Annotated in this window: 14 protein-coding genes and 1 pseudogene; 4 read left to right on the top strand and 11 right to left on the bottom strand. The window is 66.0% G+C overall.

All coding sequences use genetic code 11. From position 1 onward, the window contains the following. Positions 1-421, bottom strand: a pseudogene (locus ACKAE7_RS17870) (GNAT family N-acetyltransferase); the annotation flags it as partial. A gap of 73 nt (positions 422-494) precedes the next feature. Then, positions 495-2,276, bottom strand: coding sequence for an aspartate--tRNA ligase (gene aspS, locus ACKAE7_RS17865; protein WP_190612457.1), 1,782 nt, complete (start codon positions 2,274-2,276; stop codon positions 495-497). A gap of 109 nt (positions 2,277-2,385) precedes the next feature. Here aspS and ACKAE7_RS17860 point away from each other — a divergent pair, with 109 nt between their 5' ends. Next, positions 2,386-3,630 carry an APC family permease gene (locus ACKAE7_RS17860; protein WP_408979909.1) on the top strand — a complete coding sequence of 415 codons (1,245 nt, stop codon included), beginning with the start codon at positions 2,386-2,388 and terminating at the stop codon, positions 3,628-3,630. Positions 3,631-3,653: 23 nt separating this feature from the next. On the opposite strand, the gene hisS is transcribed toward ACKAE7_RS17860, so the two are convergent. Then, positions 3,654-5,018, bottom strand: a complete 1,365-nt coding sequence (gene hisS / locus ACKAE7_RS17855; RefSeq protein WP_408979908.1) for a histidine--tRNA ligase — start codon at positions 5,016-5,018, stop codon at positions 3,654-3,656. A 233-nt stretch (positions 5,019-5,251) separates the two neighbouring features. Between hisS and ACKAE7_RS17850 the strand changes: the two genes are divergently transcribed. From ACKAE7_RS17850 to ACKAE7_RS17840, 3 genes are all read left to right on the top strand, one after another. Then, a complete protein-coding gene (locus ACKAE7_RS17850) occupies positions 5,252-6,076 on the top strand; it encodes a peptidylprolyl isomerase (RefSeq protein WP_408979907.1) in 825 nt (274 codons plus the stop codon). Between the two features lie 67 nt (positions 6,077-6,143). Further along, on the top strand, positions 6,144-7,742 hold the full coding sequence (locus ACKAE7_RS17845; RefSeq protein WP_408979906.1) for a DUF349 domain-containing protein: 1,599 nt from the start codon (positions 6,144-6,146) through the stop codon (positions 7,740-7,742). Between the two features lie 123 nt (positions 7,743-7,865). Further along, on the top strand, positions 7,866-8,594 hold the full coding sequence (locus ACKAE7_RS17840; RefSeq protein WP_408979905.1) for a hypothetical protein: 729 nt from the start codon (positions 7,866-7,868) through the stop codon (positions 8,592-8,594). On the opposite strand, the gene ACKAE7_RS17835 is transcribed toward ACKAE7_RS17840, so the two are convergent. The 8 genes from ACKAE7_RS17835 to ACKAE7_RS17800 form a co-directional block, all read right to left on the bottom strand. After that, on the bottom strand, positions 8,475-10,868 hold the full coding sequence (locus ACKAE7_RS17835; protein ID WP_190612445.1) for a bifunctional (p)ppGpp synthetase/guanosine-3',5'-bis(diphosphate) 3'-pyrophosphohydrolase: 2,394 nt from the start codon (positions 10,866-10,868) through the stop codon (positions 8,475-8,477). The genes ACKAE7_RS17840 and ACKAE7_RS17835 overlap by 120 nt on opposite strands. A gap of 134 nt (positions 10,869-11,002) precedes the next feature. After that, positions 11,003-12,025 (bottom strand): protein translocase subunit SecF, encoded by a 1,023-nt coding sequence (gene secF / locus ACKAE7_RS17830; protein ID WP_188808824.1) that lies wholly within the window; start codon positions 12,023-12,025, stop codon positions 11,003-11,005. Continuing rightward, positions 12,025-13,782 carry a protein translocase subunit SecD gene (gene secD, locus ACKAE7_RS17825; RefSeq protein WP_188808823.1) on the bottom strand — a complete coding sequence of 586 codons (1,758 nt, stop codon included), beginning with the start codon at positions 13,780-13,782 and terminating at the stop codon, positions 12,025-12,027. Before secD ends, secF begins: the two co-directional genes overlap by 1 nt. Positions 13,783-13,882: 100 nt before the next feature. Beyond that, positions 13,883-14,275: a preprotein translocase subunit YajC gene (gene yajC / locus ACKAE7_RS17820; RefSeq protein WP_104186120.1), complete on the bottom strand. Its 393-nt coding sequence runs from the start codon at positions 14,273-14,275 to the stop codon at positions 13,883-13,885. Positions 14,276-14,563: 288 nt separating this feature from the next. Next, a complete protein-coding gene (gene ruvB, locus ACKAE7_RS17815) occupies positions 14,564-15,619 on the bottom strand; it encodes a Holliday junction branch migration DNA helicase RuvB (RefSeq protein WP_408979904.1) in 1,056 nt (351 codons plus the stop codon). Beyond that, positions 15,612-16,256: a Holliday junction branch migration protein RuvA gene (gene ruvA / locus ACKAE7_RS17810; protein WP_174181114.1), complete on the bottom strand. Its 645-nt coding sequence runs from the start codon at positions 16,254-16,256 to the stop codon at positions 15,612-15,614. The genes ruvB and ruvA overlap by 8 nt, the downstream gene beginning before the upstream one ends. A gap of 90 nt (positions 16,257-16,346) precedes the next feature. Further along, positions 16,347-16,925 (bottom strand): crossover junction endodeoxyribonuclease RuvC, encoded by a 579-nt coding sequence (ruvC, locus tag ACKAE7_RS17805; RefSeq protein WP_190612439.1) that lies wholly within the window; start codon positions 16,923-16,925, stop codon positions 16,347-16,349. 31 nt (positions 16,926-16,956) lie between these two features. Next, a partial coding sequence (locus tag ACKAE7_RS17800) for a YebC/PmpR family DNA-binding transcriptional regulator (protein ID WP_408979903.1) occupies positions 16,957-17,486 on the bottom strand: 530 nt, incomplete at its 5' end.

Raw genomic sequence — 17,486 nt, 5'->3', positions numbered from 1 at the left:
GGCCGTCCACGCTCCACCAAAGGTGCAGCCACTCCTCGTTGGGCTCATCAAGGATCTCCACCCCGGCGGCCGCCGGATGTCCACCTTGGGGCCCGGCAGGCCGGACCATGATCAGCGTTTCGGACTGCCGCGTGAAGCCCTGGGCGTCCAGGAGGTCATTCAGCCCGGAGTTGGCGGCCGTGTCCGCAACCTGGAAGATCAGCGGAAGACGCCTCATCCGGTACCACCGCGCCGCCTCCAGCAAAGCCTCCTGCGGCTTGAACGCGGGGTCCCGCGGCCACACCGAGTTGGCCCGCTGCGTGACGCCGTCCGCAGCCCGGAGGACCCACTCCCCCAGGTCGTGGCGATCGGGGGCGGGCCAGGCGGCATCCATGAGCGCTTCGTAGGCGCGGGCGGGTTGGCTCGCACGGTTGAGCGTCACGGGGACTCCTTCTTGGCGGACAGACGTGAAGGCCCCCCTGTGCAGGAGGGCCTTCAGGTCAAACGGATACTGCCTACTTGCCCTCTTCCGGCTTTTTGGCCTCAGGCTTGAAGTCAACACCGGCTTCCTTGCGCTGCTGCGGCGTAATGGGAGCCGGGGCCGCGGTCAGGGGGTCGTAGCCGTTGCCGGTCTTGGGGAAGGCGATAACATCGCGGATCGAATCCACGCCGGACAGCAGCGCCACCACGCGGTCCCAGCCGAAGGCGATGCCGCCGTGCGGTGGCGCACCGAATTTGAAGCCTTCAAGCAGGAAGCCGAACTTCTCCTGCGCGTCCTGGTGGGAGAGGCCCATGACCTCGAAGACCCGTTCCTGGACATCGCCCTGGTGGATACGGATGGAGCCGCCGCCGATTTCGTTGCCGTTGCAAACGATGTCGTAGGCGTAGGCCAGCGCTGATTCTGGGTCCGTGTCGAAGCTGTCCATGTACTCGGGCTTGGGGGACGTGAACGCGTGGTGCACTGCGGTCCACTGGCCGGCGCCGACAGCCACGTCGCCGGAAGCCACAGCTGCGGCGGCCGGCTCGAACATCGGTGCGTCCACCACCCAGCAGAAGGCCCAGTCATCCGGGTTGATCAGGCCGGTGCGGTGGCCAATCTCAACACGGGCAGCACCCAGCAGTGCGCGCGCGGAGGACTTGTCTCCGGCGGCGAAGAAGATGCAGTCGCCCGGCTTGGCCCCCACGGCATCCGCCAGGCCTGCACGTTCCGCCTCGGTGAGGTTCTTGGCCACGGGACCGGCCAGTTCGCCGTCTTCCCTGAAGAGGACGTAGGCCAGTCCCTTGTGCCCGCGCTGCTTGGCGAACTCCTGCCAGCCATCCAGGGTCCGGCGCGGCTGCGAGGCGCCGCCCGGCATCACCACGGCACCGACGTAGGGGGCCTTGAACACACCGAAGTTGGTGTCCTTGAAGAATTCAGTCAGCTCCGTCAGCTCCACGCCGAAACGGAGGTCCGGCTTGTCCGAGCCGAAGCGTGCCATGGCGTCGTGGTAGGTGATGCGCTGGATCGGCGTCGGAATTTCGACGTCGATGAGCTTCCAGAGTGCCTTCACGATGTTCTCGCCCAGTGCGATGATGTCGTCCTGCTCAACGAAGCTCGCTTCGATGTCCAGCTGGGTGAACTCCGGCTGGCGGTCAGCGCGGAAATCCTCATCGCGGTAGCAGCGGGCAATCTGGTAGTACTTCTCGAAGCCGCCCACCTGAAGGAGCTGCTTGAACAGCTGGGGTGACTGCGGCAGCGCGTACCAGGAGCCCGGCGCCAGGCGTGCCGGCACAACGAAGTCGCGGGCGCCCTCGGGTGTTGACCGCGTCAGGGTGGGGGTCTCTACCTCAACGAAGCCGTCCTGGTGCAGCAGTTCACGGGCCACGCGGTTGGCTTCCGAGCGCAGGCGCAGGTTGCGGGCGGGGCCGGGACGGCGGAGGTCCAGGTAGCGGTGCTTCAGGCGTGCTTCCTCGCCCACCTCGACGTGCTCGTCGATCTGGAACGGGAGGGGGTCGGACGTGTTGAGGATGGTGACCTTTTCGGCCATGACCTCGATCTCGCCGGTGGCCAGGGCGGGGTTCTCGTTGCCCTCGGGCCGCTTGGAAACGGTGCCGATGATCTGCAGGACATACTCGTTGCGCAGCCCGTGGAAGACTTCTTCCTCGCGGACCACCACCTGTGCCACACCGGAAGCATCACGCAGGTCCACGAAGGCCACACCACCGTGATCACGGCGGCGGCCCACCCAGCCGGCCAGGGTTACGGTTTGTCCAATGTGCTCGGAACGAAGGGATCCGAGGTCATGTGTGCGCAGCACAGCACGCCTTTCTGCGGGGTTACGGCGGGAAGTCGATCGGGAAGTTAAATAGGATCGTTACGGGAACAATCCCGTACGAGTTTACCCGCTACAAAGGGACTGCCACCGCATGAGCGCACACCCGCAACTTCAACGCAGGCTCGGCACGTTTGACGCCACAGCCATCGGACTCGGCTCAATGCTGGGCGCCGGGGTGTTCGTTGTCTTCGCACCGGCGGCCGCGCTGGCTGGCCAGCTGCTGGCGTTGTCGGTGGTCATCGCGGGAGCGGTTGCCTACTGCAACGCGGTGGCGTCGGCCGCCCTCGCCGCAAAGTACCCCACCAGCGGCGGGACGTACGTCTACGGCCGCAAACAGCTTGGCGAGTGGCCGGGATTCCTTGCCGGCTGGGGCTTCGTCACGGGGAAGACTGCATCCTGCGCCGCGATGGCGCTGACGTTCGGCAGCTATGCCTGGCCCGGCTACGCGGTGCCGGCGGCCGTGGCGGCCGTAGTTGTGCTCACCGGCGTCAACCTGCTGGGCATCACCCGCACGGCCCTGCTCACGCGAATCCTGCTGTGCATCGTTTTGGCCACCCTCGCCTTCGTGGCTGTGGCCGCAGCCGTGGGGCCCCATCCCGGCCCCGGCGCGGGCGGGACCGCGGGTGGCCCTTCCCTGGGCGGGGTGCTGCCGGCGGCCGGGCTGATGTTCTTCGCCTTCGCGGGCTACGCCCGGATCGCCACATTGGGCGAGGAGGTCAAGGATCCTGCCCGGGCCATCCCGCGCGCAATCCTCGCAGCCCTGGCCGCTGCGTTCGCGATCTACCTGACCCTCGCGCTGCTCCTGTTGAACCACCTGCCCGGCGGACAGATCGCCGCCACACGGACGCCGCTGCTCGATGCGGTGCTGGAGTCGCAGTTCCAGGGAGGTGCACTACTGGTGCAGGTAGGCGCCGCCGCTGCCTGCCTGGGTGCCCTGCTGGCACTGATCACGGGTGTTGGCCGCACTACGCTGGCCATGGCACGGGAACGCGACCTGCCGGCGCCCCTGGCGAAGGTGGGGGGAAAACACACCGTGCCGTATGTGGCCGAACTGGCGGTGGCCGCCGTCGTCATCCTGCTTCTGCTCACCACGGACGTTATGACAGTCGTGGGCTTCTCCAGCTTTGGCGTGTTGATCTACTACGCCGTGGCCAACGCTTCTGCGTACACCCTGGCGGCGCATCCAGGGTACGCACCCAAGTGGCTGAACGCCGCCGGCTTCGCAGCCTGCCTGCTGCTGGCCTTCACCCTGCCGCCGGCGTCGGTCCTGACGATGGTGGCGGTGCTGGCAGCCGGCGTGGCCGGGCGGTGGCTGGTCCTGCGGCTGCGGCACTAGCGCCGCCCGACCGCGAGCCGCAGCTAAACGGCTGCTGCAGCCGGCTCCGCCGCCGTGGACACCTGCACTGCCAGATCTTCGGCCGGCGGCGTCCAGGTCTCCGGGGCTGCGACTACCTGCTCCCCGGTCCGGATGTCCTTGACCTGGTGCGTACCGTCGTCGTCGGTGAACCAGACAAACGGGATGCCGCGCCGGTCAGCGAACTTGATCTGCTTGCCGAACTTTTCCGCCTTCGCTGCCACTTCGGTGGGAATGCCGCGGCTGCGCAGCTGGGCGGCAACGTCCTGCGCAGCGTCCCAGCTGTCATCGTGCGTCAGGGCCACAAGCACGGCAGTGGGAACCGACCGTGAGGCCCTGGCCAGGTCCTGGCTCAGGATGCGGGACACCAGCCGGGTGACGCCGATCGAAAGTCCCACGCCCGGGAACTTCCGGTTTCCTTTCGACGCCAGCGCGTCATACCGGCCGCCGGAGCAGATGGAACCCAGCTGTTCGTGGCCGACCAGGACGGTTTCCACCACTGTGCCGGTGTAGTAGTCCAGGCCGCGGGCAATGCTGAGGTCAGCCACCACCTTGCCCGGGGCACGCTGGACGGCCGCGTCAATGACCTGTTCAAGCTCGCTGAGGCCCTCGTCCAGCAGATCATTAGTGACACCCAACGCCCGGACCTGGGCCACGAACGAAGAGTCCTCGGTGCGGATTCCGGCCAGCTGCAGGGCTTTCTGTGCCTGGTCGTCGGTGGCGCACAGTTCAGACTTCAACAGTTCCGCTACTTTCGCGGGGCCGATCTTTTCGAGTTTGTCGATGCTCCGCAGCACGCCGGCCGTGTCATCCAGGCCAATGCCGCGGTAGAAGCCCTCGGCGAGCTTCCTGTTGTTGATGCGGAGGCGGAAGTCCGGAATGGGGAGGGCGCTGAGCGCCTCGGCGATCACCAGCGCGATCTCGACGTCGTAGCGGAAGGGCAGCTCGCCGTCGCCCACCACGTCGATGTCAGCCTGGGTGAATTCGCGGGCCCGGCCTTCCTGCGGGCGTTCGCCGCGCCACACCTTCTGGATCTGGTATCGCCGGAAGGGGAACGCGAGGTAGCCGGCGTTTTCGACGACGTAACGGGCAAAGGGAACAGTCAGGTCGAAGTGCAGGGCCAGGGCGTGCGGGTCGGCTTTGCCCTTCGCCTCGCCCTCGTCCTCCTGGAGGCGGCTGAGCCCGTACACCTCCTTGTCGATTTCCCCTTTGCGCAGCAGCTGGCCGACAGTTTCCACGGCCCGCGTTTCGATGGAGGAGAATCCGTGCAGCTCGAACACCCGGCGCAGCGTATCCAACACATGAAGCTCCACCAGCCGCTCCTCGGGAAGCCACTCGGGGAATCCGGACAGGGAGGCGGTGCGTGCCATGGTGGAGTTTCTCCTCTTGGTGAACGGCGGCAGGGACGTGCGCGGCAATCGGCCCGAAACGGGCGTTCGACGGCGGCAGTCCAGCCAGTCATGCATAAACTATGTGCGGCAGTCAGTTTATGTCGTCTTCCGCCGGCATCTCTAATGCGGCGGACCGGCAGGCCCGGCGGCCAAACACCTGCGCAGGCGGCCTACGGCCATGCCGTGCAGCAGCCCGACTATGAGGAGGACCCTTGGCGGCCAGTTCACGCAGTGCCCGCGAAGCCAAACGGCGCATTCAGCAGATGGAAGCCAAGCGGGCCATGCGGCGGGACCAGGAAGGCCGGCGCAAGCGCGACAATCTCATCGCCGCCGGCGCCGGGGCTGCCGCCGTTGTCCTCGCCGTTGTACTCCAACTCACTGCCTTTGCCGGCAATCCCTCCGAGGACGAGTACGCTGCCGCAGAGGCTGGACTGAGCAGCCCGTCCCCGTCCGCGCCGGCCCAGCCGTCCGCGAGTCCGTCCGCGCAGGCAACCAACGGCCCCAACATCCCCGCCGCGGACACCGCTGCCGGCCAGACTTTCACCGGTGAACTCGTCCTGAACGGCAGCCCGCTGGGCGTAGAGCTGAACGGGACGGACGCTCCGCAGGCAACCGCGGTCTTCAAGTCGCTCAGCGACGAGGGCTATTTCGGCGGCAAGACCTGCCACCGCCTGACCACCGGGGACACCTTCGGCGTCCTGCAGTGCGGCTCCCCCACCGGCGACGGCCAGGGAGACCCTGACTACACCTGGGGTCCGTTGGAGAACACGCCTGAGGACGGCACCTATCCGGCCGGCACCATCGCAGTGGCCCGTACGGGAAACAACGCGTACGGCAACGGCACCCAGTTTTTCATTGTCTACAAAGACACGGTCATCCCGGCGGACAGCGCCGGCGGCTACACCGTGGTTGGGAAGGTGACATCGGGGCTGGACGTGGTGGCCAACCTGGCTGCTGCCGGAATCACGCCGGGCAGCAGCGACACGGACGGCGCGCCCGTTGAACCAGTCACGATAGACTCGTTTTCTCTGAAGTAGGAAGCCCGGCCGGCACGGCCGCGGTGCAGTACGTGAGTATTTCCCTCCAAGCGAAAGACTTTTAGCGGTGACAGACAGTCAGAAATCCGACGAAACAGCAACAGACCTGACCGAAGCGGCGGCCCCCGCGGCTGACGGCGCAGGAACTGAGGCAACCGGCACATCAGCAGTGGAAGCTCCTGAAACCGGGGCAGCCGCAGAAGAACCTGCCGCAAGCGCGGCAGATCCTTCCGCTCCCGCGGACGACACACCCGCTGATGACGCTTCCGCACCTGCCCCCGCACCGGCAACTGCACCAGCACCGGCTCCTTCCCCCCGGTCAGCAGCTCCGTCCCCGGCCGCGTTCGCTTCCCGCCCAAAGCCTGCAGCTGCCGCTCCGGCGGCAGCGGCTGTTCCGGCAGCTCCCGCCACCTCCCTGGCCGAAGCCTCAAAGTGGGGCCGGGTTGAAGGCGACGGGCATGTTTTCCTCACCATTGACGGCAGCGAGCACGCCGTAGGGCAGTACCCGGGCGTGAGCGACGACGAAGCCCTCGCCTACTTTGCGCGCAAGTATGACGACGTTGTGGCACAGATTGTGCTTCTCGAACAGCGCGTCAGCTCCAAGGCCCCCAGCACGGATATGCAGAAAACCGTCACCCACCTGCGCGAGCAGCTTGCGGAGCGGAACATGGTGGGCGACCTGCGGGCAGCCGAGGCGCGGCTGGACAAGCTTGCTGAACAGATCGGCGAGCTGGAGAAGGCCGAGAAGGCCGAGCACGACGCCGTCCGCGCGTCCGAACTGGCAGCCCGCGAGGCAATTGTTGCCGAAGCCGAGGAAATCTCCGGCCAGGACCCCGCACAGACACAGTGGAAGACCTCCAGCGCCCGCATGAACGAACTCTTCGAGAGCTGGAAAACAGCGCAGAAGAGCGGCGTGCGCCTTGGCCGCAGCAACGAGGACGCCCTGTGGAAGAGGTTCCGGGCAGCGCGCACCGTCTTCGACCGCCACCGCCGCGCTTACTTCTCCCAGCTGGACAGCAACAACTCCGCGGCCAAGTCCGCCAAGGAAAAGCTGATCGCCGAGGCTGAAGCACTGTCCACCTCCACCGACTGGGGTTTTGCCGCCGGCGAGTACCGCAGGCTGATGGACCAGTGGAAGGCATCACCGCGTGCCAGCCGCAAGGACGACGACGCACTCTGGGCTCGATTCCGCGCGGCACAGGATGTGTTCTTCACGAACCGCCAGGCCGCCAACGAAGAGATTGACCAGGAATACGCTGCCAACCTCACCGTCAAGGAGGCCCTCCTGCTGGAGGCCAACGCCATCCTTCCGGTCAAGGACCTGGCCGCGGCCAAGAAGGCGCTGCAGTCCGTCCGTGACCGGTGGGAAGAAGCAGGCAAGGTCCCGCGCGGCGACATGGGCCGCATCGAAGCCGGGCTGCGCAAGGTTGAGGATGCAGTCCGGAACGCTGAGGAAGAGCAGTGGCAGCGCTCCAACCCGGAGCGGAAGGCGCGCACCAACAGTGCCCTGTCCCAGCTGGAATCCGCAATCGCAAGCCTCCAGGACGATCTTGCCAAGGCGGAGAAAACCGGTGACCAGCGCAAGATCAAGGCTGCCCAGGAAGCCCTTGAGGCACGCCAGGCCTGGCTCGACCAGATCCAGCGCTCGGCCAGCGAACTCTCTTAAGCCACCACGCTCTGGCTCGTCCGCCTGCCCCGCAGGCCGGCGTCTGGGACAGGCCCGGCCCGGTTATCCACATAACCGGACCGGGCCTGTCCCTGTTAAGGGCCTGCGCGGCAGGATGGACAAATGGCGATTCCATCGGCTCCTCCGGGCACTGACCACCCGGCCGCAGCAGAGGCGGCACCACAACGTTTCCCGGAGTTGTATGTTCCGGAGATGCCCTTCGCCATGCCTGAACTGCAGGCCCTCGCCGCGGACGGACTCCTGGACAGGCTTCACCACCGCGGGTATACACTGCCCGGAGTCGCCGCCTCCCCGCAGCTGCGTGCACGGGCGGCGGCGGGCGTTGTACCGCCGTCGGTCAGGCAGAGGGTGGTTGCCGGCCGCATGACAGCAGCCTGGATCTACGGCTGCGCGGCAGAGCCGGACAGGCTTGCGCTGCTGGTGGACGCCAAACGAAGGGTTTCAAGCCTCAGGAACACCCGGGGCTGCACCCTGCACGAGGTGAAGCTTGGCCCGTTCGACGTTGTCAGCCTGGGCGGTCTGATGGTCTCCAGCCCGCTGCGTACCGCCCTGGACATTGCCCTGCACGTAGACGCGGGCAGGGCCATCCCCGCATTGGAGGGTCTGCTGGCGCGCCCGGAAAAGGACGTGCGCCTGCGCCTGCTCGTCCTGGCCATAGAGGCAACGCCCCGCGTGCCCCACAAGAAGGCCGCCCTGGAAAATCTCGCCGCGCTAGCTCCGGCGCTTGTTGCCGGTGGTCCGGTAAACGTCGAACACGCCGTCGATCCTGCGGACAGCGCTGAGAACGTGGCTCAGGTACTTGGGGTCACCCATTTCGAAGGCAAACTTTGAGATCGCCACCCGGTCCGTGGAGGTGTGCACGCTGGCTGCCAGGATGTTCACATGGTTCTCGGACAGGACGCGGGTGACGTCGGAGAGCAGCGACTTGCGGTCCAGCGCTTCCACCTGGATTTCAACCAGGAAGACGCTGGACTGCGTTGGCGCCCACTCCACGTCCACGATGCGGTCCGGCTGGTCCTTGAGGTCCGAGATGTTGGTGCAGTCCGTCCTGTGCACGGAAACGCCCGAGCCCCTGGTCACGAAACCGAGGATGGGGTCCGGGGGCACGGGCGTGCAGCAGCGGGCCAGCTTGACCCAGACGTCGCCGACGCCCCGGACCACCACGCCGGAATCGGAGAAACGGGCTTTGGTGACCTGGGTGGGGATGCTGACTTCGGCGATGTCGTCGTCCGCGCTCTCGTTGCCCCCGAGGCTTTCGACCAGCTTTTCCATAACCGACTGGGCGGACGTATGCCCGTCGCCCACTCCGGCGTAGAGTCCCGATATGTCAACGTACTTGAAATCTTCTGCCACGGCGGCCAGGGCCTCGTGGGTCATCAGCCGCTGCAGCGGGAGGTTCTGCTTCCGCATTGCACGGGTGAGAAGTTCCTTGCCGCGGTCAATCGCCTCTTCCCGGCGTTCCTTGCTGAACCACTGGCGGATCTTGTTCCGTGCCCGGGCGCTCTTGACGAAGTGCTGCCAGTCCTGGCTGGGCCCGGCGCCTTCGGCCTTGGAAGTGAAGATCTCCACCCAGTCGCCGTGGTTGAGTTCGCTGTTGAGCGGAACCAGTTTCCCGTTGACCCGGGCACCGATGGTCCGGTGGCCGACCTCGGTGTGGACTGCGTACGCGAAGTCCACGGGAGTGGAACCCGCGGGCAGCGCCATGACCTCGCCCTTGGGGGTGAAGACGAAAACTTCCCGCGCGTTGATCTCGAACCGGAGGGAGTCCAGGAACTCACCCGGATCCGAGGTTTCCTGCTGCCAGTCCACCAGGGACCGCAGCCAGCCCATGTCGCCGTCGCGGGGGCTTCCGGGGCCAACCGCCGTGCGGTTGGGCTGGTCCTTGTACTTCCAGTGCGCAGCCACGCCGTACTCGGCGCGGCGGTGCATCTCATGGGTGCGGATCTGGATTTCCACGGGCTTGCCGCCGGGCCCGATCACCGTGGTGTGCAGCGACTGGTACATATTGAACTTGGGCATCGCGATGTAGTCCTTGAACCTGCCGGGCAGCGGGTTCCAGCGTGAGTGCATGGTACCGAGGGCGGCGTAGCAGTCACGGACGGAGTCCACCAGGACACGGACACCCATGAGGTCGTTGATGTCGTCGAAATCCTTATCGCGGACGATCATCTTCTGGTAGATGGAGTAGTAGTGCTTGGGACGGCCGGTGATGGTGGCCTTGATCTTGGCCGTACGGAGGTCTTCGGTGATCTGGTCGCGGATGACGCTCAGGCTCTTCTCCCGCTCGGGAGTCCTGTCCCCCACCATCCGGACGATCTCTTCGTAGACTTTCGGGTAGAGCGCGGCGAAGGAGAGATCCTCCAGCTCCCACTTGATGGTGTTCATGCCCAGCCTGTGCGCCAAGGGGGCAAAGATCTCCAGCGTCTCCCGTGCCTTCCGGGCGGACGACTCAGCGGAAACAAACCGCCAGGTCCGGGCGTTGTGCAGCCGGTCCGCCAGTTTGATCATCAGGACACGGATGTCCTTGGCCATGGCCACAACCATTTTGCGGACAGTCTCGGACTGTGCAGCCTCACCGAAGCTGACCTTGTCCAGCTTCGTCACGCCGTCTACGAGCATTGCCACTTCGGGGCCGAAATCCCGTTTCAAGTCGGCGAGTGTGTAGGGCGTGTCCTCCACAGTGTCGTGCAGCAGGGCCGCGGCCAGGGTGGTTCCGCTCAGCCCAAGTTCAGCGAGGATGGTGGCCACGGCCACGGGATGCGTGATGTACGGATCGCCGCTCTTGCGCTTCTGCCCGCGGTGGCTCTGTTCGGCAACGTCGAAGGCCCGCTGGATGAGGTCGAAGTCCTCTTTGGGGTTGTTGGCCCGGACGGTCCTCAGCAGGGGTTCAAGGATGGGTGAGTACGTCGCCGTGCTGCGCCCTGTCAGCCGGGCGAGCCTGGACCGGGTGCGCTCCCTGCGGCCGGGAAAGGTGGGCCGGGACCCGGAGTTGTCGACCGGAACCAGCGGGCCGGGGCGCGCGGACGAGGCCACCCCGGCCTGCGTACCGTTGGCAGCACCCTTGTCACCCTGTGCCGCTGGCGCTGACGCCGAACGCTCTTCCAATGAAGTACCCCTCACCACCGTTTTAATTACTTCAGTCTATTCCCCGCCGCGGTGAGAATTATAACCAGCGCCTTAAACACGGACGGGCCGGCCGGCGTCAGTCTCCTGACGCCGGCCGGCCCGTGAGTGTGGGGCTATGCGGTGGCTGTTTCCACGGCTGAGGAGCCGGACCCTGTGCCGGCACCGGCACGCCGGTGCTCAACCCGCTTCGCCTGCCTCACGAGGTCGGGCTCGTTCTGGCGCAGCCAGGCGTACATCGGGGCCGCCACGAAGATGGTGGCCGCCGTGCCGATCAGGATCCCGACAAACAGTGCCAGCGAAAGGTCGCGCAGCGTACCTGCCCCCAGCAGCCCGGCACCGATGAACAGAATCGCTCCCACGGGGAGGATTGCCACCATCATGGTGTTGATTGACCTGACGAGCGTCTGGTTTACGGCGAGGTTGACCTCCTCGGCGAACGTGCGGCGGGTGGACGCGTCCAGGTCGGCGGTGTTCTCGCGGATCTTGTCGAAGACCACCACCGTGTCATAGAGGGAGTAGCTGAGCACGGTGAGGAACCCGATGATTGCCGACGGAGTGACCTCGAAGTCGCTGAGGGCGTAAACGCCTGCGGTGATGAACATTGTCACCGCCATGCCCGCGATGGCAGAGAGGGACATCTTCCACGTGCGGAAGTACAGCGCCATCAGCACTGCCGCGAGGAGGACGAACACCACCAGGCCGATCAGGGCCTGCTTGGTGACGTCGGCGCCCCAGGTGGGTCCAACGAACGTCGAGGTCACCTCGTTGTCGGTGACGCCGTACGCGCTTGTGAGTCCCTCTTTGATGCGGAGCGTCTCATCGTCCGTCAGTTTGTCCGTCTGGATCCGCATGGTGGTGCCGGCAACGTTCGCCACGCGCGGCACGCTGCCCTGAACCACGTCGGTTACGGCCTTCTCCCCCAAGGCCGCATCCGTGGTCTGCACGTTGGAGACGGTGAATTCGGATCCGCCGCGGAACTCGATGCCGAGGTTGAAGCCGCCCTTGGCCAGCGGAATGATGATGGACAGGACAACCGCCACCGCCGCGATGATGAACCAGAGTTTCTTGGCGCCCACAAAGTTGTAGGAGCGCTTTCCGGTGTAGAGCTCGTTGCCGAAGTTGGCGAAGCCTGACATTACTTGTTCTCCTTCGCTGAGGACTTCGAGGAGCCCGCGAGCTGCTCCTGCTTCTCCGCCAGGCGGCGTTCGGCGATGGTCATCCTGCGTTCCGCTTCAGCGGCCGCACCGGCGTTCTTGGTCCGGACCGTGGCAGGCTTGTCTGCCGGGGTACGGACACGGCCTGCACCGCGGTACAGCGGAACGGCTCCGAGCCGTTTCGGATCAAGGCCAGAGAGCCGGTGGCCCTCGCCGAAGAACCGGGTGCGCGCCAGCATCTGCAGCGTCGGGTGCGTGAACATGAACACCACGATGAGGTCGGCGATAGCGGTCAGGCCCAGCGTGAACGCAAATCCGCGGACGTTGCCCACGGCCACGAAGTAAAGGACCAGCGCGGCCAGCAGGTTGACGGCCTTGGACGCCAGCACGGTCCGTTTGGCCCGCTTCCAGCCGTTTTCGACGGCTGAAACCAGGCCGCGGCCCTCACGGAGTTCGTCCCGGATCCGCTCGAAGTAAACGATGAAGGAGTCCGCCGTCTGGCCGATTGCCACGATGAGGCCCGCCACGCCGGCCAGGGACAACCGGTAGTTTTCCGTCCAGCCCAGAATGGCGATGGCTAGATACGTCAGGAGGCCCGCGACCACCAGTGAGGCGATGGTCACCAAGCCGAGCGCCCGGTACTGGAACAGGGAGTAGACCACCACCAGCAGAAGACCGATGATGCCCGCCAGGAGGCCCATGCGCAGCTGCTCACCGCCGAGGGTGGCAGAAATCTGCTGCTCGCTCTGGATCTCGAAGCTGATAGGCAGGGCACCGAAGCGGAGCTGGTCGGACAGGGCCTTGGCGCTTTGCTCGGTGAACCCGCCGGTGATCTGCGGGCGTCCGTCGGTGATGACGGCGAGGGAGCGGGGCGCGGAGATGACCTGGTCATCCAGCACAATGGCGAACTGGGCCTTGGGGTCGTTGCCCGCGTCGCCGCCGGCGGCAACGTAGAACTGGTTCAGGCGTTCGGTGACCTCTTTGAACCTGGCCGTGCCTTCGTCGTCGAACTGGATGTTGACTGCCCAGTCGTTGGTGACGGCACCCTGTGCGCCCTGCTGGAGCTGGAAAGAGGACGTGACGATGTTGCTGCCCTTGACCTCCACGGGACCCAGGATGTACTTGATCGCAGGGTTCGTGTCGGAGGCCGGCTCGCAGGTCACCAACGGCTTGGCCGGATCTGAGCGTTCCCGCTCGTCCTGGGCCGGGTTGTCGCAGTCCAGGGTCTCAAACTCGCGGTAGATCTCCGGAGTGATCCAGTTGATGTCGCTGCTGTTGGCGGGTTCCGCCGTCGGCTTGGGCAACTGGTCCTCAGGCGCCCGCTGCTCTTCCGGGACGGGAGCCCCGGCACCGGCGAGCAGCACCGGCCGGAAGTTCATGTCCGCGGAGGCCTGGATCAGGTCGCGCGTCTGGCTGGAAGGGGTGCCGGGAAGGCTGACCACCACATTGCGCCCGGACTGGGTGCTGATCTCTGCTTCGGCAACACCTGAACCGTCTACGCGCTGGCGGATGATCGCCACGGCCTGGTTGAGCTGTTCCTCATTGATGTCCGAACCGCCCTCGACCTTCGGCGCCAGGATCATCTGGGTGCCGCCTTCGAGGTCGAGCGCCAGCTTGGGCGCCCAGCTTGCCTGCCCGGCAAGGGTGCCGCCGGCCAGGACGGCAGTGAGTGTGGCGAGGAGTACACCGAGCCAGACCAGGACCCTGAGGCCTGGTTTATTGGGGCCAGTTCGTGCCATTGTCGATCTTTCTCTTATTCACGGAGGAACCGCCGGTGCCTGCTGATGCTTGCACCGGCGGTGGTCCGCAGCGGTAGAGGTGTTGTGGAAGCAGCGGGGACTAGTTGTCCTTCTTGCCCTCGTCATTGAGGCGCTTCAGCGTTTCTTCCGGGGTCTCGGCTGCAGCGGGGGTGTTTCCGCTCTCCGCGGCCGTCAGGGAGGAGGCATCATCCGGAACCTCAGTCGCAGCGGGTACCCCGGCTGCGGGTTCGATGATCTTGGTGACCGCCTGGCGGTGCACGGTGGCCAGGTTGCCCGGTGAGAGTTCCAGGGTGACCTTGTTTTCCTCGTCGTCGATGTCGACGATGCGGCCGAACAGGCCAAAGCTGGTCATGACCTCAACGCCGGGGGCGAACTGCGACTGAAGCGTTGCCTGCTGCTGCTGGGTCTTCTTGTTGCGGCGGAACATCATAAAGATGAAGATGCCGAGCATCACGAACAGCAGGATCGACATGATGTCGATGCCGCCGCCGGGCTGGGTAGTGGTGGTCTGGGCAGTGATGTGTCCGAACACGGGGAAGTTCCATTCTGTACTTGCATTGAGCTGTACTTGCATTGAGCCGGTTGACAGCGCCGTCCGCTTTGAACGAGTGGCCTGGCGAAGCTGCTTGCCATCCATCCGCGGGCTGCCGGTGATGCTGCCCGCGGGAACAAAGACCCGAACGTGCCGAGCGTCATACCAGTCTAAAGGGAAAAGCTGAACGGAGCCTGCTATTGGTATTAGGGGCAGGTCAGCCCACGCTCAGGCGTCCTCTTCAGCCGGCTCAAACAGGTCCAGTTGCTCCTGGGCAAAGACACCCGACGGAATGGCATAGCCAAGGTGGGTCCAGGCCGGAGCCATGGCAATCCGGCCACGCGGGGTGCGGCCCAGGAGGCCCTCCCGGACCAGGAAAGGCTCAGCCACGGTTTCCACGGTTTCGGTCTCTTCACCGACGGCGATGGCCAGCGTGGACAGCCCCACTGGCCCTCCGCCGAATTTGGTGATCAGGGCTTCGAGGACTGCGCGGTCAAGCCGGTCCAGGCCCTTTTTGTCCACCTCGTACATGTCCAGCGCAGCGGACGCCGCCCTGGCGTCGATCTGGTCGATTCCGTGGACCAGGGCCCAGTCCCGGACACGCCGCAACAGCCGGTTGGCGATGCGGGGGGTGCCGCGGGAGCGCCCGGCGATTTCGGAGAATCCGGCCGAGTTGACCTTGAGGTCCAGCAGGCCGGCGGAGCGCCGGAGCACGAGTTCCAGTTCGGGCACGGAGTAGAACTCGAGGTGGCCGGTGAAGCCGAACCGGTCCCGGAGGGGTCCCGGCAGCAGGCCCGCGCGGGTGGTGGCGCCCACCAGGGTGAAGGGCGGCAGTTCGAGCGGAATCGCCGTGGCACCGGCGCCCTTGCCCACCACGATGTCTACCCGGAAATCCTCCATGGCCATATACAGCATCTCTTCGGCCGGCCTGGACATCCGGTGGATTTCATCCAGGAACAGGACTTCGCCCTCGGAAAGGGAGGAAAGGATGGCAGCGAGGTCCCCCGCGTGCTGAATGGCAGGGCCGCTGCTGATCCGCAGGGGCGCGCTCATTTCGGACGCAACGATCATGGCGAGGGTTGTCTTGCCCAGCCCCGGAGGGCCGGAGAAGAGCACGTGGTCCGCGCTGCGCCCGCGCATCCGGGAGGCCTGGAGCACCAGGGAGAGCTGTTTCCGCACCCGGTGCTGGCCCACGAAGTCGTCCAGGTTCTTGGGCCGGAGCGCGGCCTCGATGGCCCGCTCTTCAGGCTCCTCCCCCGCGGCCACCAGTGACGGTTCAGCCACGGCTGCCTACGCGGTTGCCGGCCCGGGCACCGTCCTGCCCCAGCCACCGGAGCGTGGTCCGCAGGATCTCCGGCACGTTGCCGCGGAACGAGACCTCGGGATCGTCCGCCAGTGCTTTGTCGATGCTGGAGGAGGCGTCCTTTTCGGACCAGCCCAGGCTCGTCATGGCGGCCACCACCTGCGGTTTCCAGGCGGCCTCGGCCGGAGTGGACGCCGCTGCCGTGCCCGCCGTGCCGTGCGGAACGAGCTTTCCCGCCAGCTCCAGCACAATCCGCCCTGCGACTTTGGGACCGATGCCGGGAACTTTGGTGAACGTCTTGCTGTCCCCGGTGTGCGCGGCCACCCGGATCGCCTCCGGTTCGTGGACCGCCAGGACTGCCAGGGCAAGGCGCGGCCCCACCCCGCTCACACTGAGGAGGACATCGAAAACCTCCCGCTCGTCGTCGGACGCGAAACCAAAGAGCGTGAGCGAATCCTCCCGGACGATCAGGGAGGTGAAAAGCTGGCCTTCCTCGCCGGTGCGCAGCCTGCTGAGGGTCTGGGGCGTGGCGTTGACGCTCATGCCCGCCCCGTTGAGGTCAATCACGGCAGTGGAAAGACCCACATGCGCTACCGTTCCGCGAAGGAAACTGATCAAGGCCTGGCTCCTGGTGTTTTGCCGGGCTCCAGGGAGCAGGACCGGCTATCCGAACATATCTACGAATACCCTAGCAAGTGGCCAGGACATTCAGCGGGCGCGGCGCGCCTTTGCCTCGGCCTCTGCCCAGGCCCGCTGGGCGGGGGTCAGGGACGAACTGCCCGGGCCGGTGGTAGCAACCGCAGTGCCGCTGCCTGACCGCCAGGCGTGGGTGATGGCCAGAGCAAGGGCGTCGGCGGCGTCCGCAGGCCGCGGCGGTGCGTCAAGGCGCAGGATCTTGGTGACGAGCTTGGTCACCGCATCCTTGTTGGAGGTACCGCTGCCGGTGACGGCCGCTTTGACTTCCGACGGCGTGTGCAGCGCCACCGGGATCCCCCGCCGGGCCGCTGCCGCGATGACCACCCCGGACGCCTGGGCCACGCCCATCACGGTACTGACGTTGAGCTGGGAAAAGACCCGCTCGACGGCGAGGACGTGGGGCTCGTGGCGGTCAAGCCACTCATCGATGGCGAGGGCGATCACCAGCAGCCGCTGGTCCAGGGAGTCCTCAGGCGACGTTCCCACCACACCGTAGGCAACCATGGTGGCCTGCCTGTTCCGCTCGACGTCCACAACGCCGATCCCGCAGCGGGTCAGCCCGGGATCCACCCCCAGGACGCGCAGCGTCACAGGTGCAGACGCCCGGCAGGCAGGCGGAGCGTCACTCAGAGTCCAGGGCGGCCTGGACGTCGTCGCTGAGGTCGGCGTTGCTGTAGACGTTCTGGACGTCGTCGAGGTCCTCCAGGGCGTCAACGAGCTTCATGAACTTCTTTGCGGCGTCCAGGTCCAGCGGCACTTCCATGGACGGAACGAATTCCGCCTCGTCGGTGTCGTACTCGATGCCTGCATCCTGCAGGGCGTCGCGGACGGCCTGGAGGTCCTTGGGGTCCGAGTGGATCTCAAAGGTGTCGCCGTTGTCCTTGACTTCCTCGGCCCCGGCGTCCAGGACAGCCACCAGGACATCGTCCTCGGTCAGGTCCTTCTTGGGCAGGGTCACCACGCCCTTGCGGCTGAACAGGTAGCTCACCGAACCGGGATCGGCGATGGTTCCGCCGTTGCGGGAAATGGCAAGGCGCACCTCCGAGGCAGCACGGTTCTTGTTGTCCGTAAGGCACTCGATAAGCAGCGCGGAACCCTGCGGGCCGCGGCATTCGTACATGATCTCGGTGTAGTCGACCACTTCACCGGTGA

Origin of the sequence: Pseudarthrobacter sp. NKDBFgelt, assembly GCF_046097905.1 — a bacterium.
In the GTDB taxonomy this organism is placed as follows: Bacteria; Actinomycetota; Actinomycetes; order Actinomycetales; family Micrococcaceae; genus Arthrobacter; species Arthrobacter polychromogenes.
The sequence above is the reverse complement of the archived record's forward strand: the minus strand, read 5'-3'. Positions and strand labels throughout refer to the sequence as shown.